This window comes from Algoriphagus taiwanensis, from assembly GCF_036245645.1.
In the GTDB taxonomy this organism is placed as follows: Bacteria; Bacteroidota; Bacteroidia; order Cytophagales; family Cyclobacteriaceae; genus Algoriphagus; species Algoriphagus taiwanensis.
Genome location: NZ_BTPE01000013.1, coordinates 75,568 through 97,653, shown reverse-complemented (window position 1 = coordinate 97,653; position 22,086 = coordinate 75,568). Strand labels below are relative to the sequence as shown.

Annotated in this window: 20 protein-coding genes; 7 read left to right on the top strand and 13 right to left on the bottom strand. The window is 44.1% G+C overall.

The window, feature by feature from the left end:
- Positions 1-35: 35 nt before the first annotated feature.
- From AAA938_RS16545 to AAA938_RS16525, 5 genes are read right to left on the bottom strand one after another with little or no spacing between them, the layout of a single operon-like run.
- A complete protein-coding gene (locus tag AAA938_RS16545) occupies positions 36-2,801 on the bottom strand; it encodes a tetratricopeptide repeat protein (RefSeq protein ID WP_338229869.1) in 2,766 nt (921 codons plus the stop codon).
- A complete protein-coding gene (gene gatC, locus AAA938_RS16540; RefSeq protein ID WP_338229868.1) occupies positions 2,794-3,090 on the bottom strand; it encodes an Asp-tRNA(Asn)/Glu-tRNA(Gln) amidotransferase subunit GatC in 297 nt (98 codons plus the stop codon). The genes AAA938_RS16545 and gatC overlap by 8 nt, the downstream gene beginning before the upstream one ends.
- On the bottom strand, positions 3,087-3,842 hold the full coding sequence (locus AAA938_RS16535; protein WP_338229867.1) for a lysophospholipid acyltransferase family protein: 756 nt from the start codon (positions 3,840-3,842) through the stop codon (positions 3,087-3,089). Before AAA938_RS16535 ends, gatC begins: the two co-directional genes overlap by 4 nt.
- Complete coding sequence (locus AAA938_RS16530; RefSeq protein ID WP_338229866.1) at positions 3,835-4,212, bottom strand: globin domain-containing protein; 378 nt, start codon at positions 4,210-4,212, stop codon at positions 3,835-3,837. The genes AAA938_RS16535 and AAA938_RS16530 overlap by 8 nt, the downstream gene beginning before the upstream one ends.
- A 26-nt stretch (positions 4,213-4,238) precedes the next feature.
- The gene (locus AAA938_RS16525) at positions 4,239-5,585 is read right to left on the bottom strand and encodes an NfeD family protein (protein WP_338229865.1); all 1,347 of its coding nucleotides are present in this window, start codon (positions 5,583-5,585) and stop codon (positions 4,239-4,241) included.
- Between the two features lie 156 nt (positions 5,586-5,741).
- Here AAA938_RS16525 and AAA938_RS16520 point away from each other — a divergent pair, with 156 nt between their 5' ends.
- The 3 genes from AAA938_RS16520 to AAA938_RS16510 all read left to right on the top strand — a co-directional run bounded on the left by AAA938_RS16520 (position 5,742) and on the right by AAA938_RS16510 (position 8,454).
- A complete protein-coding gene (locus tag AAA938_RS16520) occupies positions 5,742-6,923 on the top strand; it encodes a LysM peptidoglycan-binding domain-containing protein (protein WP_338229864.1) in 1,182 nt (393 codons plus the stop codon).
- Between the two features lie 204 nt (positions 6,924-7,127).
- Positions 7,128-7,682: a hypothetical protein gene (locus tag AAA938_RS16515; RefSeq protein WP_338229863.1), complete on the top strand. Its 555-nt coding sequence runs from the start codon at positions 7,128-7,130 to the stop codon at positions 7,680-7,682.
- A gap of 4 nt (positions 7,683-7,686) precedes the next feature.
- Positions 7,687-8,454 carry a TIGR02757 family protein gene (locus tag AAA938_RS16510; protein ID WP_338229862.1) on the top strand — a complete coding sequence of 256 codons (768 nt, stop codon included), beginning with the start codon at positions 7,687-7,689 and terminating at the stop codon, positions 8,452-8,454.
- Here AAA938_RS16510 and msrB read toward each other — a convergent pair.
- The 5 genes from msrB to AAA938_RS16485 form a co-directional block, all read right to left on the bottom strand.
- On the bottom strand, positions 8,451-8,900 hold the full coding sequence (gene msrB, locus AAA938_RS16505; RefSeq protein ID WP_338229861.1) for a peptide-methionine (R)-S-oxide reductase MsrB: 450 nt from the start codon (positions 8,898-8,900) through the stop codon (positions 8,451-8,453). The two genes, AAA938_RS16510 and msrB, sit on opposite strands and share 4 nt — an antisense overlap.
- Positions 8,901-8,939: 39 nt before the next feature.
- Positions 8,940-11,333 (bottom strand): penicillin acylase family protein, encoded by a 2,394-nt coding sequence (locus AAA938_RS16500; RefSeq protein WP_338229860.1) that lies wholly within the window; start codon positions 11,331-11,333, stop codon positions 8,940-8,942.
- An 86-nt stretch (positions 11,334-11,419) separates the two neighbouring features.
- Complete coding sequence (locus tag AAA938_RS16495; protein WP_338229859.1) at positions 11,420-12,601, bottom strand: aspartate aminotransferase family protein; 1,182 nt, start codon at positions 12,599-12,601, stop codon at positions 11,420-11,422.
- A gap of 14 nt (positions 12,602-12,615) precedes the next feature.
- The gene (locus AAA938_RS16490; RefSeq protein WP_338229858.1) at positions 12,616-13,512 is read right to left on the bottom strand and encodes a class I SAM-dependent rRNA methyltransferase; all 897 of its coding nucleotides are present in this window, start codon (positions 13,510-13,512) and stop codon (positions 12,616-12,618) included.
- A gap of 58 nt (positions 13,513-13,570) precedes the next feature.
- The gene (locus AAA938_RS16485) at positions 13,571-14,407 is read right to left on the bottom strand and encodes an SDR family NAD(P)-dependent oxidoreductase (RefSeq protein WP_338229857.1); all 837 of its coding nucleotides are present in this window, start codon (positions 14,405-14,407) and stop codon (positions 13,571-13,573) included.
- A gap of 160 nt (positions 14,408-14,567) precedes the next feature.
- Here AAA938_RS16485 and glsA point away from each other — a divergent pair, with 160 nt between their 5' ends.
- From glsA to AAA938_RS16470, 3 genes are all read left to right on the top strand, one after another.
- Entirely contained in the window at positions 14,568-15,389 is an 822-nt protein-coding gene (gene glsA, locus AAA938_RS16480) for a lyso-glycine lipid O-acyltransferase GlsA (RefSeq protein WP_338229856.1), read from the top strand.
- A 120-nt stretch (positions 15,390-15,509) separates the two neighbouring features.
- A complete protein-coding gene (gene glsB / locus AAA938_RS16475; protein ID WP_338229855.1) occupies positions 15,510-16,475 on the top strand; it encodes a glycine N(alpha)-acyltransferase GlsB in 966 nt (321 codons plus the stop codon).
- A complete protein-coding gene (locus AAA938_RS16470) occupies positions 16,456-16,842 on the top strand; it encodes a CoA-binding protein (protein WP_338229854.1) in 387 nt (128 codons plus the stop codon). The genes glsB and AAA938_RS16470 overlap by 20 nt, the downstream gene beginning before the upstream one ends.
- On the opposite strand, the gene AAA938_RS16465 is transcribed toward AAA938_RS16470, so the two are convergent.
- The 3 genes from AAA938_RS16465 to AAA938_RS16455 form a co-directional block, all read right to left on the bottom strand.
- On the bottom strand, positions 16,817-17,707 hold the full coding sequence (locus AAA938_RS16465) for a Brp/Blh family beta-carotene 15,15'-dioxygenase (RefSeq protein WP_338229853.1): 891 nt from the start codon (positions 17,705-17,707) through the stop codon (positions 16,817-16,819). The two genes, AAA938_RS16470 and AAA938_RS16465, sit on opposite strands and share 26 nt — an antisense overlap.
- Positions 17,694-18,833, bottom strand: a complete 1,140-nt coding sequence (locus tag AAA938_RS16460; RefSeq protein WP_338229852.1) for a lycopene cyclase family protein — start codon at positions 18,831-18,833, stop codon at positions 17,694-17,696. The genes AAA938_RS16465 and AAA938_RS16460 overlap by 14 nt, the downstream gene beginning before the upstream one ends.
- A gap of 142 nt (positions 18,834-18,975) precedes the next feature.
- The gene (locus tag AAA938_RS16455; RefSeq protein ID WP_338229851.1) at positions 18,976-19,725 is read right to left on the bottom strand and encodes a bacteriorhodopsin; all 750 of its coding nucleotides are present in this window, start codon (positions 19,723-19,725) and stop codon (positions 18,976-18,978) included.
- Between the two features lie 354 nt (positions 19,726-20,079).
- Between AAA938_RS16455 and gyrB the strand changes: the two genes are divergently transcribed.
- The gene (gyrB, locus tag AAA938_RS16450; RefSeq protein ID WP_338229849.1) at positions 20,080-22,038 is read left to right on the top strand and encodes a DNA topoisomerase (ATP-hydrolyzing) subunit B; all 1,959 of its coding nucleotides are present in this window, start codon (positions 20,080-20,082) and stop codon (positions 22,036-22,038) included.
- Positions 22,039-22,086: the final 48 nt, after the last annotated feature.

Sequence of the window (22,086 nt, the reverse complement as noted above, 5' to 3'; positions counted from 1 at the left end):
TATTTTACCAATTGCTCAAATTACGGGAAAATCGGCTAATAGTTAGCCATTTGAAGTTTTTCTATTTCATCCCATGTCATCCAGCCACTCATCTCCTGTATGGCAGCAGCGGCATAATGGTCCAATCCGAGTCTTTTTGCAGCTTGAACTTTCCTCATCCAGAGCAAAGGATCTCTGTTAAATTCACTGCTAGCCTGCAAAATTTCATATTGACTGAGCGGGTCAGGAATCCGATCAGCTGCACTCAAAACCAAAGGAGTGAAATAGGGATTCGCAGCCAAGTCTTCTCCGGCATTTAGAAATTTCATCAAGGAGCTCAACGCTTCTGCATTAGCCCAATCCGGATTGGCCAAGAAAGCTTGCAAGGATTCTGCATTCTCTGCATTTTCCTGGAAATAGCTGCCCAGTTCCTGAATTTGGGCTCTTTTTAGGCCGTGGGTCTTTTGGGAAAGGAGGCGGATCGATAAGTCCTTTTTCAATGATGGATCGGCTATGGCTCTCCACATTTCCCAAGCTTTTTCTGGAAGCCACTCATTGAAGTTGGGAAGAGTGGATTCATATTCAGCGGAAAGGAGATCTTCAGCAATCTTAAATTGACGGCTGATGGAATCGGCTAGGGCCTCTTGCCTTCCATACTTTAGAATCTTCAGATGATGGGGAGCAAAAGCTTGAAAACCTTTTTCTTCAGCTACGATCAAATCCTTGGCAGCCTTGACAAAATCCAGATTTTGGGCTTGAATCATCGCTGTAAGCTGAAGGTAATAAGCCGCATCACCTGGATTTCGGAAAGCCAAGCCATTCAGGTTTTTTACCGCTTCCATGATTCTGTCAGCCGCCAGACTACGAAGACAGGCTGTCTCCTGAAGGTCAAAGAAGTAATCCAAAAACTCTTCCTTTTTGGTCAGGGAATCCAATAGCGCAAGATCTTGAATCGGATCGGCTGTAGTCTTTTGGGTTACCAAATTCCTCCATCCTGCATGAATAAGCAGGGGAGAGGTCTCCTTCTCTAGATTCTGCCGAATAGATTTAATCAAGTCCTCTTCCGGCATTTTTCCGCTTTTTCGGATGGCGGCTAGTGCATTGATTTGGGAGATCAAATCGCCCTTTTCTTCGGGATTAAGGATTTCCTTATTCAGCTTAGTTTGTAGTGCAATTCGGTTGGCCTCGGTGACTGGATTATCGGAAGAATTTCCTTCTAGTAGCTTTTCTGCTTTTTCCGTTTGCTGGGTAAGCGTATAGTAGAGAGCAAGATTATTTACCAAGTAGGGATTGTCGGGGAATTTTTTCAATCCGTTTTCCAGGTAAAAAATTACCTCAAAGGGCTTGTTTTCTCTATTGAGCCTTTCACAAAGCAAAAGGATATTGTCCACCTGAGGAACTTCGGAAAAGCTTTGCTCCAGATGTTCCTTCGCCAGACTGGGTTGGTTCAAATCAAAGAGAAGCTGGGCAGTGAGAAACTTGGCTTTGGGATTTTTGCGGTAGGTATCCCAGCTGTTTTCATAGAGAATGCTGGCTTCCAGCTTCTGCTCGGTCTGATAGTAATAATCTCCCAAAATATTACTAGTCAGGGAATTGAATTGAGCAGCCACCACAGCTTCCATATAGACCATGATGACCAATATCGCAATCAAACCTCCAACCCTGAGGTGATAATAGGGAAGAGAAAAGGGCTTGAATAAAATGCGCTGCACGGCCTTTCCGGAATTCATCACCCCAAGAAAGTTGCTCATCAGGTAAACCATGAAAAACAGGGTAAATCCTGCCTGAGTATAGGTCAAAACATGCTTAAGAAGCTCTTCTGCAGGTTGATTTCCTGCAAATCTTACCTTCCAGATCAGCCAAAAGATAAGGCCTAAGCCCAAGAAATAGAGGGTTTTGAGAATTGTCGGTTGGGCTGCCAGGTCCTCAGACTGCTGTAGCTTTTCCCGGGTGGAAAACCATCCTAGGATCCCGATTGGAAACACAATCCAAAGCGGAGAAAAGGGATGAAAAGGCAGGGAGACCGTTCCTCTCAAATCCGCAAGCTGGCCTACCAAAATACCAAAATAGACGAAAGCCAAGATGGATATCTGAACCGATATTTTGGTGTTTAAATTCGTGTTGATTCGAGCAAGCAAGACGTAAAGACCGGAAATCACTGCATGTCCCTGCCAAAAAAGCCAAGCAATGGCAAAAATCAGGGCAGGGACTAAGGAATGCTCCGCCAAGTACAATGCAGGATCAGAAATAGGACTCAAAAAAATGAGTATCCCGATAGATGTTCCAAAGCTCATACCTATCACTAAGCTTCGAACTAGGAAAGCAACCCGATCCAACCATATATGAAAGATCAAGGTGGGGACTAAGGAACCAATGATCATCACAATCAAGGAACTATTGGAACTGGGTGCACCGATATTCAGTCCATTGACATTAGTCAGCGTAAGGAGAACAATCCAACCCAAGCCAGCTCCTAAAAAGGGAAGTTTTTTGAAATGGCTGAATCCTGCCAAAGCCAAAACCGAAACCAGAAACACCAACAGGCCGAAGGCTTTGCTTTCAGCTATTTCAAAAGGGCCTGGTAAAGCTTTAAACTCTTGAAATATAAGGTAATTATCCAAGTAGATCGGAAGCTTTAGATCACCAAAAGACTGCGTGTGAAAAGGGATTTCCACCGTGTCCAAAAAACCGGCTGGTAAAACCTCCCGGTAAAACCCTTCATCATTGGCCAAACCCCAAACGGCAAAAAGCCCTGCCGCCACAAGAAGCAGAAGGGCTGGAATTCGCAATAAAGATTTCTTTGTATCCAAATTCTTACTCATTGGTTTCCAAAACCTTGGGTACACGGAAGTAATCAGAGTCCCTTTGTGGGGCATTTTTCAGCGCTTCCTCGTGGGAAAGATGCGGTCCGACTTTGTCTTCCCGCATGACATTGACTTCGGAAGACATCGTGGTGAGAGGCTCCACTCCTTCGGTATCTACTTCGTTTAATTGTTCTACCCAATCGAGAATCTGAGACATGTCTTTTGACATTTTCTCCGCAGAGCTTTCGTCAAATTCCAGTCGTGCCAGATGGGCTATTTTCTTGATAGTTTCTTTATCTATTTTCACGTCTCGCTGGTTTTTAGGGACTTTTTAGGAGGATTATCGAGATTGAGCTGTTCTTGTATGATTTGATAGCAGTGCTCAGAAAGCTCATACTCTGTGGTAAAATTTTTGGGATCGAGCGCTTCATGGAGGACCATTTTGGCAGGCTTCCAATGCAGAAGAAATTTCCCGTCCTCAGGCAAAATTAGATGATTATAGGATAAGGTGACAGGGATGATGGGTATTTGTTTCTCAATTGCCAGCCGAAAGGCCCCATACTTGAAGGGAACCATGTGGGGTGGATTTTGGGTATAAATTCCACCTTCAGGAAACAAAACGATACCACTTCCCCGATCCAAAGCTTCACCTGCTCTCCGCATGGTTTCAGCCCTGCTTTTGACCCGGCTTCGGTCCACTGCGATATGTAATTTTTTGAAATAGTAGCCAAAAAGAGGAGCCTTGCGGATAGAAGCTTTGCCTACAAAGAGCACGTCCCCGGGGATAAATCCCATCATGGCTACATCGAGATAGCTGAAGTGATTGGCAAGGAAAATATAGGGTTGGTTTTTTTTGATTTCGCCACGGATATCCAATCGAACGGGTAATAAGATCAGTGAAAAGTAAACCTTTGCCCAATAGCGGTTGATTTTTCTGCCGAATTTTTGCCATCCCGGTACCCAAATGCAGATCAGGAAGAATGGAAAAATCAGCAGGAAACTGATCACAAAAAGAACCGCGGCATAAATAGAATAGACTCTGCTGAAAAATTTACTCATGGTTGATCATATGATTAGCCACTTTGATAAAGTACCCCATCATCAATTCCTTCACATTTTGTTCAGGTTCGATTTTATCCAGGGCTGTAAACATGGCATTCAGCCAATGGTCTCTCATTTTGGCATCAATTTGCCAGTTGAAATGCCTCATTCTCAGTCGGGGATGTCCTCTTTCCTCAGAGTAAGTCTGAGGTCCACCAAAAACCTGAAGAAGAAAAAGAAACAGCCTTCGCTCGGCAGGAGCCAAGTCTTTTTCAGGATAAAGTCTTCTTAGCTCCTGATTTTCAGCAACCTCCTGATAAAAGTATGCGGTGAGTTCCCTGATTTTTTCTTCTCCTATCAGTTGGTAGACAGACTGGAATGGATTCATGCCACAAACTTATCAAAATCCCGCCTTTAGCCTTCCCATTTTTTGACTTTTAGGCTGGTTCCTTCTGTGGAAATAACGATGATGGGTTCGCCCTGATCCAAAAATTCTCCTCTGGAATAGGCATCGTAAATTTCCCCTTCGATTTCTACTTTGCCGCTTGGCCTAAGTCGATTGTGGACGATTCCTGTTTTTCCCTTTAAGCTGTCTGCATAAAAACTCGAGGTGTAGCCCTGAGTACGTTCCTGGGTGCTTGCCAAGGTAATAGTGCTGAATGCACCCCATTGATTGACCTTTGGCGTAAGCCAAAAGACTAAACCTACTGAGGCTAACGCAGCCAAAATCACGGTTAGTAAAGCAAGGAATAGCTCAGAAGCAGGTACAAAATCAAAATTGAAATCTTGATTTGGAAGCATACCCAAGACCAATCCGCCAAGAATAAAGACAATTCCCAGAACACCGAAGATGCCAAAGCCGGGTATGACAAATAATTCCACCCCAAGCAGGATAATCCCAAGCACAAAGACAATTATTTCCCAATTGTCCGCAAGGCCGTTGAGATAGTAAGGGATAAAATAGAGCAAGGTAGCAATGATGGCTGCCAGAAGTGGGAATCCGACTCCGGGGGTTTGAAGTTCAAAATAAATGCCTCCTATGATAATCAGGATCAGAATTCCGCTGATAGCCGGACTCAGGAAAAAAGAAATGATAGACTCTGTAGAGCTCTCCTCGTAAGCAATCAATTCAGCATGAGCTAGTCCTTTTGCCTCCAAAATCTCATTCAAGGAGCTAAATTCTCCGTCACAAAATCCATATTTGATGGCTTCTGAAACGGAAAAAGTGATCACCGAACCAGCTGCTGAAACACCTTCAATCTCAATTTTTTCATCCACCATGGCTTCTGCGATTTTCGGGTCTCTTCCCTTGGCCTCGGCAGTGCTGCGCATCATGGACCGCATGTAGGATTGGTATTTGTCCGGTGCCGCTGCACCATCGACTCCGTTGACGACTGTCGCTGCACCAATGCTAGCCCCGGGTGCCATGTAGATGCTGTCGCAGGCAATGGAAATCAAGGCTCCTGCAGAAGCTGCATCCTTATTGATAAACACATAGACGGGAATCTCTGACTCCAAAATCCGGGTTCGGATTTCATCGGCATCTGTGACCTCTCCTCCATAGGTATCCATTTCGATCAGGACCAGGTCCGCACCTTTTTCTTTGGCTTCGTCCAAGGCCATTTTTACCCGACGGTTCATCGCAGGATCGATGTCCTTATCGATTTTGAAGGTGTAGACCTTTTCTATTTTTTCCTGAGAAAAAGCAAATGCCGAAAAGAGTCCGAAAAAAAGAATAAGAGATAGTCGTTTTAGATTCATAATTGGAATAAGAGAAAGAAAAGATACTAAGCTATCAGACAAATCACTAGGAATGACTTTTATTCTTTAGTGGTTTGGAAGTGATTTTTAGCATAATTATTGCCTAAAAATAGTACAGGATTAATCCTGAATTTGTTCTAAAAATAATTACGACCCATGAATACCACTTTCTTCTCTGGCAAAACTCTTCTGATATTCACCTTTTTTGCTTTCCTAATTTCTTTTCAAGAATCTCATGCCAAGGGATTGACCTTGGGAGATTCTGTAGGCGTGGAGCGGGTAGGAGACAAAACTTTTATCCTTCATCAAGTAACCGGTGGGGAGACTCTTTTTTCCATTTCCAGAAAATACCAAGCTTCAGTCGGAGAAATCCAAAATGCCAATGAATCACTCAAGCAGGGATTGAAAGCAGGTCAAACTATCCGGATACCTTATATCACTGCGGCAAAGCTGCCTGATGGAAATTCCCTTCACAAAGTCGCTCCGGGAGAAACTCTTTTCTCCATTTCGAAAAAATATGGAGTAACGGTAGATTCTTTGAAGCAATGGAACAAACTTCTGGGAAATGACCTGAGCGTGGGACAGGCCTTGGTGGTTAAGGAGACTGCTCCCTCTCCGGCAGTAGCTGTCAATCCGACTTTGGCTGTAACCACCACTGCCTCCGTTCCAACTTCCGCTCCAAAAGAAACTCCCAAGCCAGAGCCCACTCCTAAGAAAGAAGAACCAAGAAAAGAAACACCTTCTCCAAAGTCTGAGCCTACTAAAACAACTTCCACCGTAACCGTATCCAACACCCTTACTTCTACTCCCATCGTACCGGGAGAGTGGATTTCTCACACTGTAAAGTCAGGGGAAACACTATTTTCTCTATCTAATCAATACAATTCCAGTGTAGAAGATTTGATTCGGTGGAATGGGTTGACTTCCAATAACCTTCGGGTTGGGCAAAGCATTAAAGTTGGGAGAGCTCCAGAAGGACCATCTACTGTACCTGTAATCGGAGAGCCGAAGATGGCCGTCTCCACAGCCGAGATGAGAGAGGAAAATACGATCGAATATACTTCCGGAGGATTTAAAAATATCAAGGAAAACGGACAGGCTGAAGTGATCGAAGGTACCGGAGGACATAAAAAGTATTTGGTTTTGCACCGTACTGCTCCTGTGGGAAGCATCATGCGTGTGAAGAATGAAGAAAATGATGTGACCATTTTCGCCCGAGTGGTAGGTACTCTACCTGAGACAGGCGACAATTCCAAACTGGTAATCAAACTATCCCAAGCTGCCTACGATCAGTTGAGAGCGGTTAATAATCGTTTTCCGGTTGAAGTATTGTACTAAAATTTACATAGCTTAATTAGTATAGCCTTCCTTGTGAAGGCTTTTTTATTTGATAGGAAAATCCATTCTCAAGTTTTATCCAATTCAATTGATATTTGATCCTTTCCGGTTTTCCCGTCTTTAAGTATCTAAGGGCTAAAGCTGATCATTATCACTTTGGGATTCTAGTCTAACAGCGGTACCTTTACGGCTCCATATTACCCCATGAGCAAAGTCCAACTCTTCTTTCATCACCTATTCAGATTTATCTGGAATGCGATTTTTATCATTTCCTATCCGATTTTGGCCAGTTTTGGTTTGCTCTTTATTGGCTTGACCTTCGTGTTTTCCAAGCTTTCTCAGCTTTTGGCCAGTATCAAACCTGAGGGAAAAAAAGTGGTGATTAAAGAGTCCGAGTGGGAAACATTACCCCATTCCAACGAGCTTTTGGAAGCTAAGCTTTGCAAGCAGATCTTGTTTGGGCCTTCAGGATTTAGACTTAGGAGAAAAGACGGAGTGCCTTCTGTGCTTACTGATTATGTCTTTGGCAATAAAATAAGAGTGATCGAGGAGGGGTTTATCTTGGAGAAATGGAATACGCTGGACTCCAAGAATATGCCAGATTTTGACATTTGCCTGTACGATCCCGATGAGGATTCTCTTCGCTCCCTTACTCAGATTAAGTCCTTTGATTGGCATGTGTCAGAGAAAGCTGAGAATGAGCTTTCCTTCAAATGGTTTGATGGGGCTCAGGGTGGAGAAGTGAAAGTGGCCCTTTGATCGCATGAATTCCCTAAAAGATTTTTTGGAGGAAAAATACATCCAATACAATCAGCCGGGCTTCATTCCCAATGATCCCATTTCTATACCCCATCAATATTCTAAAAAAGAGGATATTGAAATCACCGGCTTTTTTGCGGCGATTTTGGCTTGGGGACAAAGAAAAACCATCATCAATAAGTGCAATGAGCTTTTCCAGATGATGGACCATGCACCCCATGACTTTTTGAAAAACCATCAGGAAAGCGATTTAAAGCCGTTTTTGAGTTTTAAGCACCGAACCTTCAATGCGACGGATACGCTTTACTTCATTCATTTTTTGGCTTGGTACTATCGAAACCATCCCAGTTTGGAAGAGGCCTTCTTGATCGGACAAACCAATCGGGAGGATGCTATGGAAAGTATGCTGGTCCGATTTCATGAATTCTTCTTCAGCTTACCGGATGCACCTTCACGTACACGAAAGCATATCGCTACCCCAGCCCGAAAAGCGGCCTGTAAGAGGATCAACATGTTTCTTCGCTGGATGGTAAGAAAGGATGACAAAGGAGTGGATTTCGGGATTTGGAATAAAATCCAACCCTCTCAACTCATTTGTCCCTGCGACCTCCATGTGGATCGTGTGGCGAGGAAATTGGGCCTGATCCAGAGAAAGCAGACCGACTGGTTTACAGCACTTGAGTTGACCGAGCGATTGAAAGAGTTTGATCCTCAAGATCCCGTGAAGTACGATTTCGCCTTGTTTGGCTTAGGGATTGAAGAGAAATTTTAAGCTTTTTCGTCCTCTTTTTTGAAATCCATACTGACCGAATTGATGCAGTAGCGGATTCCTCCTTGGTCTTTTGGTCCGTCAGGGAAGCGGTGCCCCAGATGTCCTCCGCAATTACCACAAAGAATCTCTTCCCGGATCATAAAGTGGCTGTAGTCCATCTGCACATCGATGGCCTCAGGCCGAATGGGCTCGGTAAAACTTGGCCATCCACAGCCGCTGTCGTACTTTTTGGAAGAGTGAAAAATCTCATTTCCGCAGGCTTTGCACTCGTAGATACCGGTGTCCTTGTTCAGGTAGTACTGTCCGGTAAATGGTCTTTCGGTGCCTTTTTCCCGAAGGACATGATAGGAATGTGGATCTAAAATCTCCTGCCACTCTTCTTCAGGCTTTTGAACAGGGTAAGCCTTTGGATCTTTTTTACTTTTATTTCTATCAAAAATTCCCATTTCAATAATTTATAATCTCACTGATTCAATAACTCTCCTCTAGTCAGCAGGGTTTAAAATCAATTTATTTTCTGACCGCTCTTTGATCCTCGCTTCATTCATTTCTTGCGGTCGATACTTCCCTTTCACAAAAAGCTCTTTTTGGTCTGCATAGTGCTTGCTGAATCGGTTGCCGCTATTGCCGGTGGGCAAAACTGAAACAGAATTTTCCAAATCTCCAAAGTCCAACATAATTCGGATGGCAGGGCCTGCTACTACCTGATAAGTGCCATCGGGCATAGGTTTTAGGGTCAGCTTGTTTACGGCTTCCTCGTTTCCGGCGATTGGGCCAGCTTGTACGTTGAATAATTTATCCAAGGGCTTTTGGCTTCCCAGAGGATGAGGGTGCACCAGATTCACCACTTTTTCCCAATTCCATTCTTTGGGGTTATTTCCCAGCTGTTGGGAAAGCTCATTCAAGGAAAGGGACAAGGCTTCCCTGATGATATCCTCACGGGTTTCCTTCTCCGGGGTATCTTGCTTGTCCCACCAGGGATTGTCTTCTTTAGTGATGAAATGTCGGTTGCTGTTGACCATGATAAAGGTCTGAAGAAATGCCTCGAAGCCCTCTTTTCCCAGCTCATCTTCCATAGCCAATCTCCAGGTATGGAGCAGCCATTTGTAGAAAAGGGTGGGCTCGGTCTTTTTGATTTGATGGTCTCCATCCCAAGTTTCTAACCTTTCCAAAGCTTCAGCAAATTCCTCAAAGTCCTCTCTATTGACCTCAGCGAGCATAAATTGGGCGATTTGGGGAAATACCTCATTGATCGTTTCCAATTGTAAGCTTTGGAGGGATTTTACATCCCAATCGCTTCGGGAAGAAATGGTTTTTGCGATCCGGTTCCATCTTTCCCCCGGAAAATAATACCCGGGAAATAAATGACCTCCTCTGGTAGAATCGGGTTGATTGTTTGCAGAAGCTACAAACCCACTGGGAGGGTTGATGCTTTTGGGGTTTTCTTCGAAAGGATACCAACCTTTTGGCTGGGTTTCGGGATCGGAACCATCCGCAATAATCTTGGAATGGGCTTTTTTTCCACGAATCGGAAGCTTTGCAGCCGCCCACCAGGCGATGTTTCCCTCAGCATCTCCATACATGATATTCAGTCCGGGAGCATGAATCAAGGCAACCGCCTCTGCTACTTCTGTAATAGATTGGGCATGATTCATTTTGTAAACTGCTTCAAAACTCTTGGCTGGTTCGAGCAGATAGACCCACCAAGATGAGACAGGATTGGAGGTCAGGTCCGCAATTTCCTTGACTACCGGATTGATGATGGGACCATGAGGGGTTTCTCGGATTTCCCATTCTACAGGGTCTTGTCCTTTGACTCGGATGATTTCCTTTCGGGTTTGGATGGGAAAAGCTTCTTCGCCGATCAGGATTTCATTTGGATTTTCGGGATTCAGCTTTTCTTCGAAAAAGTCCTGATCATCGTTTTCAAACATGGTCAATCCAATGGAATGATGTCGGTTGTTTCCCATAAATCCAAAGGGGATTCCAGCGAGATGATTACCATAAAAGCTGAATCCGGGATATTCCAAATGGGCTTCAAACCAGACCGAGGGGGAAGAAAAGCCGATGTGCGTGTCGTTGCTGAAGATCACCTTTTCGGACTGAGTTCGATTACCGGAAATCACCCAAGCATTCGAGCCCTGCAATTGGGGTACGGGGATTTTTTCCAATAGAGCGGTCAAGGTTGAGGTACTTGTTGAGATGCTCGTTGTAGAATCCGGGTAGTGAACCGGTATCACATGATGCTCAGGCAGGGTTTCTACTGCAAGAGAATTGAGGTATTCAGGCCCAAAGTTTCTGGATATTTTGGTAAGCAAAGGATCTGTCTTTACAGCCATGGCAAAGGTGAATGACATGTAGCCAACGATGGAGTGCATGTCTTCCAGCGTGTAGGGCCTGGGTTTTTCACCCAAAAGGAGATACTCTACAGGAAGATTGCCATGGGCTATGAATTCATTGACTCCTTCGATGTACGCTTCAGAGGCAGTTCTCCAAGGAGTGGTTCCCTGGGCAATCAGTGTTTCCGTACTTTCTTTGGCGTGCTTTGGAATGCCGAGTGTGTGAAAAAACTGATCGACTTCCAGGAGATCTTTTCCTAAAAATTCCGCCAAGGTTCCCGAACCCACTCTTCTCATCATTTCCAATTGGAAAAGCCGCTCTTGAGCGTGGATATAGCCTAGAGCGCGATAAGCGTCCGATTCATTTTGGGCGTAGATGTGCGGGATGCCGTATTCGTCAAAATAGACTTCGGTGGATTGAGAAAGACCCGGAAGGCTCACCTCTCCATTGTATTTTGGACTTTTTATAAAAATCAAAACCAAGATCCCTACAATCAGCAGGAATGATACAAATCCCAAAAGGGAGAGGAATTTTTTCATAGGAATGGATTTTTGCCTGAATATAAACAAAAGGAAAGGGTGAGAATAAATAGAAACCTAAGCCGGAAAATTTGCTGAGTGGTAATTTAGTTTTCCTCTATAGCTTGTAATATCAACCTGCAAGCTGTTTTGATTTCATCTTCTGTTATGACCAAAGGCGGAGCGATCCGCATGGAATCATCGCAAAACAAAAACCAATCGGTGATGACCCCCAGTTCGATAGCCCGGTCGATGATTTTTTTCAAAACCTCAAAGGATTCAAATTCCACCGCCATCATCAGGCCTTTGTTTCGTATGGATTTGATCTTGGGATGAACCAGAAGGGATTTGATCAAATTGGCTTTTTGTTCTACCTGATCGATCAGCTTTTCTTCTTTGAGTACCTGGATTGTGGCAAGAGATGCAGCTGCGCTTACCGGATGACCTCCGAAAGTAGTGATATGGCCCAAAATCGGGTTGTTTTTGAAGACACCCATCACCTCTTTATTGGAGATGAAAGCTCCAATGGGCATTCCTCCTCCCATTCCTTTGGCACAGACCAGAATATCAGGCACAATTTCAAAATGCTCGAAAGCCCAGAATTTGCCGGTTCGCCCAAATCCTGCCTGAATTTCATCCAGAATCAGCAAAGTGCCTGTTTCATCGCATCTTTTCCTCAAAGCCTGAAAATATTCTCTACAGGCGACCCGGATTCCGGCTTCTCCCTGAATGGTTTCGATGATGACGGCTGCGGTGTCTGTGGTTATTTGTGACAGATTCGAATAGGCTCCATATACGGTGTTTTTGATCCCGGGAAGGAGAGGTCGATAGGCTCTTTTGAATACTTCATTTCCACCTACACTCAGAGAACCGTGACTGCTGCCGTGGTAGGCGTTGACGCAGGAGAGGATTTCCCTCCGATTGGTAAAGCGCTTGGCCAGTTTCAGAGCACCTTCTACTGCCTCCGAACCGCTGTTGACCAGATATACATTGTCGAGCTGTGGGGGCAAAGTCTCCGCCAGGGCCTTGGCAAGCAGGGTCTGAGGGGTCTGAACGTACTCCCCATAGACCATCAGGTGAAGGTATTTGTTCAGCTGAGTCTGGATGGCTTGGATGACTTTTGGGTGGCGATGGCCTACATTGCTGACTCCGATTCCAGAGATGAGGTCAATGTATTTTTCTCCATTTGGACCAAAAAGATAGATTCCCTCTGCTTTTTCCACCTCAATCATGAGCGGAAAATCAGTCGTCTGGGCCAGATGGGAGAGAAAAATCTGTCTGTTATTCATGGAATATCCTCAGGTCAATAACTGGAAAACCGGTAAAATATTCCCAAGGGAAGCTTTTTGCCCTGCTTTTCCTCCAGGTAGAGTTCTCCATGTTCGGCATTTTTCACCTTTCCAAAATTGGACTGAATGAGGTTGGCAGCGATAAGAGAGGAAAAGCTCAAGGAATACATGTTGAGCAGAAGAAAATGATCCTTGGGATCCAAAATGGCCCGGCAGGTTTTCAGCATTTCATTGATTTGCTCTTCCAAAATCCACTTTTCCCCGTCTGGACCCCGTCCGTAGGCTGGAGGGTCGAGGATGATTCCCTGGTATCGGTTGCCTCTTCTTTCTTCCCGTTTGATGAATTTCATCGCATCATCTACTATCCATCGGATTCCGTCCAGCCCGGAAGATTCCATGTTGTGCTTGGTCCAGGTGACGACTTGCTTCACCGAATCCAGATGAGCCACTTCTGCTCCTGCAGCTCTGCAGGCCACGCTTGCAGCTCCTGTGTAGCCAAATAGATTGAGCACTTTGGGATTCTTGCCGGGGAAAGTTTTCACTTTTTGGTACAAATAATCCCAGTTTACTGCCTGTTCAGGGAAAAGGCCGATATGCTTAAATGAGGTTTGGGCCAAATTGAGCTTCATTTTGAGTCCATCTGAATTGGCATATTGAATCTGCCAATTGTGGGGCATGGATTTGAGCTGTTGCCAGTGGCCTTTTTCAGGATTGTTTTTTTCTTTGGCAAAATGCGCGTGAGCCAGTTTTTTCCATTCGGAATCAGGAAGGCTTTTATCCCAGATGGCTTGAGGTTCGGGTCTGCTGAGGATAAATTTTCCAAAGCGCTCCAGCTTTTCAAATCCTCCGGTATCGATTAGTTCGTAGTCTTCCCATGGACCTGGGCATAGGGACAAGATGGTCTCTTTCATTGAGGCAAAAATAGGGATTATCGACCAAGGGGCAATTCTTCCCGGCTTGTCTTGTCTTTTAAATAGAAATGAGGTTCAATTCACGGAGCACATCCAAGCTGTAATTCCAAAGATCAGTCGCTGCTTTGGGGTCAGAAGCTATAGAGGAGGGATTCTTTGGCTTTTTCTTATCGTAATATCCTCCGTTTTTGAGTTTTCCTTTGGGTGTTAAAGCTAGGAAAATGCTGGTTTGAGCTCCTGCTTTCGGGCTGATGAAAAAGAGCTGGGTAGCTCGAATGATGGCTTTGGCGATGAAAGAAGTCTCAGACCCAAAGGCTGTTTTTACCGCTCCGGGATGCAGGGCATAGGCCTGAATTCCGTCCGTTTCAAACTTGCTTTTGAGTTCTTTGCTGAAGAGAATGTTGTACAGCTTCACTTTGCCGTAGGCATTGATCGTGTTTCCGGCTTTTCTCAATCCCCAATCCTCATTGAGGGAAGTAGCAATGCGATGAGCCTCGGAGCTGACATTGATGATTTTGGCCTGTCCTTTTTTCAAAGCAGGGAGTAGTTCCAAAGTCAATAAGAAATGGCCGAGATGGTTGGTAGTAAAAGTCAAATCGAGCTTCTCTTCTGTAAGCTTGCCTCCGGGATACATTCCTCCGGCATTGTTGATCAGAAGATCAATTTGATCGGTGGATTTCAGGATGAGTTGAGCGCCTTTTTTGACCGAATGCATTGAGCTGAGATCCATGGGAATCAATTGGATCTTTTGTCTTTCGGGAAGGGATTGGATCATCTTTTGTGCTTTCTCCAGATTTCTAACCGGAAGAAAAAGCTGATCAAAATGCGGTAGGAGTGCTTTTAAGGTTTCCCATCCGATTCCGGAAGTGCTGCCTGTAAGGAGGAGGTTCATCATCGTTTTTTTAAGACTACTCAAAAATCAGCCCCTTGGTTTTCAATACTCTAGGATTTGATTCTTGACTTGGATTCAGGGAAGGGGTATATTTTTGTAGTTTTGGGCCAAACTTTGCAGAAAATCGGTTCAAAAAAGGGAGTACTGCCTGTTTATTTTACTCATGACCAAAAAATACATCGACATCGAGAAAGCCATAGGGTCCAAAAATCCCAAGTTGCTGAAATGGATGCCCGGCTTTTTGCTCAGGTATATCAAAAGAGTGACGCACGAGCAATGGATGAATGGTTTGATGGAAAAAATTCATCACCTGAAAAGTTTGGATTTTGCCGATGCTTTGATTGAGGAGTTTGGTGTAAATGTAGAATTGATCGGTGCAGCGCATATTCCTCAGTCAGGTGGAGTGATTTTGGCAGCCAATCACCCTTTGGGAGGTTTGGATGGGATCGCCTTGATCCATGCGGTGGGGAGAATCCGACCTGATATCCGATTTTTGGTCAATGATCTCCTGATGACCTTTGATAATTTCGAGCCCATTTTTGTTCCGGTCAATAAGCATGGAAAAAACTCAAAGGAAGCCAATCAGAAGATAGAAGAGGCTTATTCCCAAGGGCATGCAGTGCTTATTTTTCCTGCCGGATTGGTGTCCAGAAAGCAAAACGGGAAGATTCGGGATTTGCAGTGGAAGAAGAGCTTTGTGACCAAAGCAAAAAAATACAACTTGGATATTGTACCTTGTTTTATCCAAGGAAGGAATTCTGAGTTTTTTTACAATCTTGCCAACTGGCGAAAAAAACTGGGAGTCAAAGCCAATGTGGAGATGTTTTGGCTGGTGGATGAGATGTATAATCAGCGGGGAAAGGAAGTAAAGATTACCGTGGGAGCTCCGATTCCTGTCGAATCGCTTACCCAAGAAAAAAATGACGGAAAATGGGCTGACGAAATAAAAGAAAAGGTTTATCAGCTGGGTGATCTCAAGGACTAGAGAAGATTCTATAATTTGAAAAAAGAGAATTCTTTTCTCCAAAAAAGGAAGAAACCCCTGAAAAATGTTTATTTCGTCAAGTCTGGATAGAGATAGAATTAATTGGTATTGGAACATCAGATGAAAAAAGAATCAGAAATCATTCCCCCTGTAGATCGGGCTTTGTTGAAGAAGGAGCTTTCGGAGGAGAGGTTTTTGAGATATACCAACAACGGGGATAATCTGGTCTATTTGGTCAATCATCACAATTCTCCCAACACAGTCCGTGAAATCGGCAGGTTGAGAGAATTGACCTTTCGCTCCGCAGGTGGAGGCACAGGGATGGAGTTGGATTTGGATGATAACGATACTTGTGAAAACTGCTACGATCAATTAATCACCTGGAATCCTGAAGACGAAGAGATAGTCGCCGGCTACAGGTTGATCAAGTGTAAAAATGCAATTCAGGAGGACGGTTCCTTGAATCTTTCTACCACCCATTTGTTTGATTTTTCTGAAAAATTCATTCGGGACTATATCCCACAGACCTTGGAGTTGGGTAGGTCTTTTGTTCAGCCTAAGTACCAGCCCAGTCTGGATAATCGAAAAGGGATATTCAGCTTGGATAATCTTTGGGATGGATTGGGAGCTGTAGTTTTGCTTAACCCTGACGTCAAATACCTCTTTGGAAAAGTCACCATGTATCCCCATTACAATAGGGAGGGCAGAGATTTACTTCTCTATTTCATGAATCATTATTTTCCTGATAAGGATCACCTTGTGACTCCCAAGGAGAAAATCAGATTAAGCTACGAGACAGATATTTTATCTCATCCCAATCCTTTCGAAGGGTTGGAATATAAAGATGGATACAAGCTGCTCAATGGCAGAATCAGAGCTTTGGGAGAGAATATTCCTCCGTTGATCAATACCTACATGAACTTGTCTCCGACAATGAAGACTTTTGGCACGGCTCTGAATGATGAGTTTGGAGAAGTGGAAGAGACGGGAATCATGATCACCTTGGCCGACATTTACGAAAGCAAAAAGCATCGGCACATGGACACATTTGGGCGGGACCGAATCTATGGAAGTCGTCAGGTCTGAGAAGAAAAAGACGCTGATTGTCGGCGCCACGGAAAACCCTTCCCGATATGCCTTCATGGCGGCTAGCATGTTTGAGGAAAGAGGGATGGATTTTGTACCGATCGGGATCAAAAAAGGAAGCGTTTACGGCCGGGATATCCTTGATTTGAGGCAAAAACCAGCCTTGGAGGGAATTCATACCATTACTCTTTATATCGGACCTGCCAATCAGGAAGAGTGGATAGATTACCTGATAGGGCTAAAGCCGCAAAGGATTATTTTCAATCCCGGAACTGAGAATCCCGTATTTTTCAGAAAAGCCAAAGAGGCGGGAATCGAGGTTTTGCCTGCCTGCAATCTCGTTATGCTGAGTACGGGTCAGTTTTGAACAGCCGGACAAATCGATCCATGTAAATCACATGGGGAAAAGAAATCAGGGAAATCAGAATGAAGAAGAGCAAAAGGAGTTCGTTGGACTCCAAATAGTTTTGTCCAAAATAAATCATCAGCGCAATTCCAAAAAGGCTAATCAAAGAGAAGGGCAAGAGCTGCCAGGTGAATTTTTTCAGAGAATTGTATTGAGGGAATTTTTTCAAAAATGAATATTCCAGTTTCATACTTGGAAAAGCATGCCAAAAGCCGAAATACACGATAAAGCTGATCAATAAGGGGGAAAAGTAGAGCAGAGGAGCCAAGACAACCAAATCAATCCAAGTGGAGGATTTGATTTTGCGAGATTCAATTCCTTCCAGCAAAAGCGAAAGGAATAAAAGACCAAAAATGATCCAGTAGGAATAAGCAGAAACCCCTCCCAAATCCAAAAGTGGATCGAGAATGGTCCGAGTCATGGGCAGGTCACCAAATAAGATCACCGAGATAAAAAAAGCCCCCCTTGATACAAATAGCGCTATGGATAGAAAAGAGTGGGATTTGAGTTCAAAAAAATGGGATTGTCCAAAGTGGTAGGAAGAAAAAAGGAGAAAGAAGGCCAGGGAAAATACCGGGAAAAAGACCCACAGCATCAGATAGATCCCAATCATACCCAAATATCGGATTAGGAAAACAAGCATTCCTTTTTGGGTAGTATTTGGCTCCGAAGTCAGGTGGTCGATTGCCCCGTGAGGTATTCCCAAAATAGTCAAAATTATTCCCGCAACGGTCAATTCCAATCCCATAGGATTCTCAGGGATTAAGGAAAAGAGTATGCAAATCCCAACTCCAAGGGCTTTCAGCAGGTATTCAGTGCTTTTCATAATGCCAAAGACTTTTCAGGAAGGGATAAAAACGGACTCTGCTCAGAATAGAGATTTCTTCCCAAATGCCTGTTTTTGCCTGCAAAAAGCGAAGCACATGGTCGGGAGAATTGGTAGTGAAAAGATTGACAAAAACCGTCTCGAGTTGCTTGGGCCATTTCTTCACGATATTCAAAAGGATATTATCATAGAAATAGTGGCGACTTGGCAATTTTTTCAGGGTAGGTTTTCCAGAAGATTCCAATTCAGCGATCAGTTGCTGACAATAATCCTGGATAAACTGAAAGGTAAATCCCGTGGAAGGCCTTGACCATCCTGCCCGGGTACCCAGATTGATCCATCTGGGATGTGGAGAATCCGTGGTGAATTTGGTGCTCATCGGGATTCTTCCTTTCTCTTCGAAATAGGGGGTGTAAGCTATTCCTTCCAGTTGGGTGTTTAAATAGGTTTTGAGCTTCTCTTCCAGCTGGGAATAGGGAATTTCCTTTTCTGAGTAGCAAGTGTATTCTACTAAAGCGTGTTGGGTATCGTAAGGTAGGATATAGCCAAAGGAAAACTGACCATTTTCTGATGGGAGGATGTCCATCCAAGTCACTGATTTGGCATCGAATAAGGATTGATTAAGGGCGATTTTCCAGCCTACAAACTGCTGTTTTAATATCGTTTCGTCCTTCCACGAGTCCATGTCCAATCGGGAGTCGAAAAGAAAATCACAGGAGAATTTTTCTCCTCCGTCCGTGTACACTTCGAAAGACGAGGAGGTGGAATGGCAAGAAGCAACTCTGTCTTGGGAGAATGTGATAGTTGGGAATTGCTCGAAATATTGACTTAGGTTTTCAAAAAAATCACTGGCCTGAACGTGATAGTAGTTCAGATTTTCAAGTTTGAGGTTTGTTTTTTCCTTGCCCCGACTAAAGGATAATTGATTCCACTTGATTTTTTGATCGGGAGGATGGATTTCCAATGGTTTTTCTGCCCAATAACACCAAGTTTTGGATGGGTAGGAGTGACCTTGAGGATCAATCACCAAGATAGATTTGGAATGAAGGCTGCTTTTGGTCAAATAATAAATCAGACTATATGCAGCGCATCCTCCTCCAGCAAATATGTAGTTATAATGGGTCATAGTCGGGAAAAGAAAGAGGCTGCCTCAATGCCATCTAAGTCCAGTCTGAGAAGATGAAAATCTTTCGACGGAGTCGAATAGGAAGTTCATCTTATGAAAATCTGAAACAGATCGGGCTAGGAGACAGCCTCTTGGGTGTGGATTAAGCTGTGGCAGCTTTGCCTTTGCCAGATTCTGATACGGCAACAGAGTAGATTACCAAACCGAATCCGATTTTGTTGATAGCATCAGCAAGGTTGTAGAATAGGTCGATTGAGCTTACCTCAAATGCGCCTGATAATAAGTTGCCTGGAAGGACCATGTAGCCGATTGGATAAATAGACCATCCCAGAGTGATGAAGATTTTCAAAAGGAACATCGCTCTGCCCAATGCAGGACTGTTGGAATCCTTAGCCAATTTGGCTACGTCACCGGCAAACACTTCATACACGATGTAGAGGTAGCCAATGGTAGAAATCACACCCCACATGATGTTGTTGTCAATACCGGAAGTTTCGCCGATATATCCAGTCACCAACATCAGCAAAGAAGCAATGATAAGCTTAAACAAAGTGCCGCCTTTTGCTCCGAATGGTTTGGTAAGGAGGTAGAATTCCACGCACATCAATGGTACGGTGAGTGTCCAGTCTACATATCTGAAAGCTGTGGGACTGGAACCAGTCTGCAAGTAGAAATCTCTCATGTAGTAGTAGTGTACTGCTGCGATACCGGTAATCAAGCCGGATACCAAGAGGGATAGTTTCCACTTGCCATCTACTGAACCTCTTTCTACAAAGAAGAATACAGCAGAAGCAAACATGGCCATGTACCCGATAAAGAAGGTAATGGCCACAGGGTCTGAGTTGATGATGCGGTCTAGTCCGTCTAGGTCCGCGAGGAGAGTTAATTTCATGTTAATTTGGTTTTATTGGTGATAGAAATGGTTTGATACTTAGCTTAGAAATACATGAGGAATAAAATTTGTTTAATAAAAAATTTAAAAGGTTAAACAAAAATAAATGACTTGTTGAAAATCAGGGATGTATGGGGTCAGGTAGTGGATTAACTTCGAAAAAAAAATTTTTGTTAAACAAAATAAAACAGAATAATATTTGGCAAAACCATTGAATTTTAAAATCAGTCAATTCTGCTTTTGCAGGATAAAAAAATGTGGTTCAGGTCACTTTTTTTGACTAACTTGCGACATCCATCAAATTTGAAAAAATCACCTTTTTAGCCCCATTTTGAAGGGTTTTCTCCAAAAAATATGAGTGACGAAAAAGCAAAGAATCCAGCGGAATACGGCGCTGGGAATATCCAAGTATTGGAAGGTCTTGAGGCGGTTAGAAAAAGACCGGCAATGTATATCGGTGATGTGGGGATCAAAGGTCTGCACCATTTGATATGGGAAGTAGTGGACAACTCGATCGACGAAGCCCTTGCAGGACATTGCGATACTATCCATGTGACTGTCAACGAAGACAATTCTATCACAGTAGAGGACAATGGACGGGGAATTCCTACCGACATGCACCCAAAAGAGAAGAAGTCTGCTTTGGAAGTGGTTTTGACAGTACTTCACGCCGGAGGTAAGTTTGATAAAGATACCTACAAGGTTTCCGGAGGTCTGCATGGAGTAGGGGTTTCCTGTGTGAATGCACTATCTACCTACCTCAAAGCTACAGTTCATCGAAATGGAGTCATTACCGAGCAAGAATTTAGCATCGGGATTCCCAAGTATGCCGCCAGACAAATTGGTGAAACTGATAAGAGAGGAACAATCATTCATTTCAAGCCGGATGCTTCAATTTTTACGGTAACTGAGTACAAATACGAAACGATTGCCAACAGATTGAGGGAAATGGCTTACCTCAATGCCGGAATCCGGATTTTCCTGAAAGATTTCCGTGAGTTGGAAGAGGATGGAAGTCCAAAGTCCAATGAATTTTATTCCGAAGGCGGCTTGGTGGAGTTTGTTCAGTATCTGGATGAAACCAAAGAGAAAATCATCGAATCCCCGATCTATATCGAATCGCTCAATCAGGAAGTCCCTGTACAAGTGGCGATGAACTATAACAGCTCCTACAGCGAAAATGTCGTTTCCTATGTCAATACGATCAATACGTATGAGGGAGGAACACACGTGACAGGTTTCAGAAGAGCTTTGACCCGAACCTTGAAGGCCTATGCGGACAAGTCAGGTATGCTGGAAAAAGTAAAAATCGAAGTTTCTGGAGACGATTTCAGAGAGGGCTTGACTGCTGTCATTTCTGTGAAAGTAGCTGAGCCTCAATTTGAGGGACAAACCAAGACCAAGCTGGGCAACTCAGATGTGGTGGGTTTTGTGGATTCCGCAGTATCTGAGGTACTTCAAAGCTGGCTGGAAGAGCATCCTCGTGAGGCTAAAATCATCGTTGGAAAGGTCATTTTGGCTGCCCAGGCAAGACATGCTGCCCGTAAGGCACGGGAAATGGTACAGCGGAAAAATGTCCTTGGTGGCGGTGGACTTCCGGGTAAGTTAGCGGATTGTGCCAATTCTGATCCCACAGTCTGCGAATTGTATCTGGTCGAAGGTGACTCAGCGGGTGGATCTGCCAAGCAGGGTAGAGACCGGGAGTTTCAGGCGATCCTGCCTTTGAAAGGTAAAATTCTTAACGTAGAGAAGGCGCATGAGCACAAGATTTATGACAATGAGGAGATTAAAAATATCCTCACTGCTTTGGGCGTAAAGTTTGGAACGGTGAATGATGATAAGGAACTGGATCTTTCCGGATTGAGATACCATAAAATCATCATCATGACGGATGCCGATATCGATGGTTCCCATATTCGAACCTTGATCCTGACCCTTTTCTTCAGATATATGCGTTCCCTTATCGAAAATGGCTACGTGTATATTGCCTTACCTCCTCTTTATTTGTTGAAGAGAGGAAAAGACGAGCGCTACTGCTGGACTGAGGAGGAGCGAAAGCAGTTGACTGCCGAAATGGCCAAGGACGGTAAAGAGGATAGTGTAGGTATACAGCGCTACAAGGGTCTCGGAGAAATGAATCCAGAGCAACTCTGGACCACTACCATGGATCCAAACGTCAGGACCATCAAACAGGTGACTATCGATTCGGCAGCGGAAGCAGACCATCTCTTCAGTATGCTGATGGGAGATGAAGTGGCACCTCGAAGGGAATTTATCGAGCGAAATGCCAAATACGCCAAAATAGACACCTAAACCAAGGGAGCTTTTTTGGCTCCCTTTTTTGATTTTTTCTACCCCTTT

What these genes read in the sequence shown, in the direction of transcription:
- AAA938_RS16545 (WP_338229869.1), bottom strand. Translation starts at nt 2,801, where the DNA reads ATGAGTAAGAATTTGGATACAAAGAAATCTTTATTGCGAATTCCAGCC.
- AAA938_RS16535 (WP_338229867.1), bottom strand. Translation starts at nt 3,842, where the DNA reads ATGAGTAAATTTTTCAGCAGAGTCTATTCTATTTATGCCGCGGTTCTT.
- AAA938_RS16530 (WP_338229866.1), bottom strand. Translation starts at nt 4,212, where the DNA reads ATGAATCCATTCCAGTCTGTCTACCAACTGATAGGAGAAGAAAAAATC.
- AAA938_RS16525 (WP_338229865.1), bottom strand. Translation starts at nt 5,585, where the DNA reads ATGAATCTAAAACGACTATCTCTTATTCTTTTTTTCGGACTCTTTTCG.
- AAA938_RS16520 (WP_338229864.1), top strand. Translation starts at nt 5,742, where the DNA reads ATGAATACCACTTTCTTCTCTGGCAAAACTCTTCTGATATTCACCTTT.
- AAA938_RS16515 (WP_338229863.1), top strand. Translation starts at nt 7,128, where the DNA reads ATGAGCAAAGTCCAACTCTTCTTTCATCACCTATTCAGATTTATCTGG.
- AAA938_RS16510 (WP_338229862.1), top strand. Translation starts at nt 7,687, where the DNA reads ATGAATTCCCTAAAAGATTTTTTGGAGGAAAAATACATCCAATACAAT.
- msrB (WP_338229861.1), bottom strand. Translation starts at nt 8,900, where the DNA reads ATGGGAATTTTTGATAGAAATAAAAGTAAAAAAGATCCAAAGGCTTAC.
- AAA938_RS16500 (WP_338229860.1), bottom strand. Translation starts at nt 11,333, where the DNA reads ATGAAAAAATTCCTCTCCCTTTTGGGATTTGTATCATTCCTGCTGATT.
- AAA938_RS16495 (WP_338229859.1), bottom strand. Translation starts at nt 12,601, where the DNA reads ATGAATAACAGACAGATTTTTCTCTCCCATCTGGCCCAGACGACTGAT.
- AAA938_RS16490 (WP_338229858.1), bottom strand. Translation starts at nt 13,512, where the DNA reads ATGAAAGAGACCATCTTGTCCCTATGCCCAGGTCCATGGGAAGACTAC.
- AAA938_RS16485 (WP_338229857.1), bottom strand. Translation starts at nt 14,407, where the DNA reads ATGATGAACCTCCTCCTTACAGGCAGCACTTCCGGAATCGGATGGGAA.
- glsA (WP_338229856.1), top strand. Translation starts at nt 14,568, where the DNA reads ATGACCAAAAAATACATCGACATCGAGAAAGCCATAGGGTCCAAAAAT.
- glsB (WP_338229855.1), top strand. Translation starts at nt 15,510, where the DNA reads ATGAAAAAAGAATCAGAAATCATTCCCCCTGTAGATCGGGCTTTGTTG.
- AAA938_RS16470 (WP_338229854.1), top strand. Translation starts at nt 16,456, where the DNA reads ATGGAAGTCGTCAGGTCTGAGAAGAAAAAGACGCTGATTGTCGGCGCC.
- AAA938_RS16465 (WP_338229853.1), bottom strand. Translation starts at nt 17,707, where the DNA reads ATGAAAAGCACTGAATACCTGCTGAAAGCCCTTGGAGTTGGGATTTGC.
- AAA938_RS16460 (WP_338229852.1), bottom strand. Translation starts at nt 18,833, where the DNA reads ATGACCCATTATAACTACATATTTGCTGGAGGAGGATGCGCTGCATAT.
- AAA938_RS16455 (WP_338229851.1), bottom strand. Translation starts at nt 19,725, where the DNA reads ATGAAATTAACTCTCCTCGCGGACCTAGACGGACTAGACCGCATCATC.
- gyrB (WP_338229849.1), top strand. Translation starts at nt 20,080, where the DNA reads ATGAGTGACGAAAAAGCAAAGAATCCAGCGGAATACGGCGCTGGGAAT.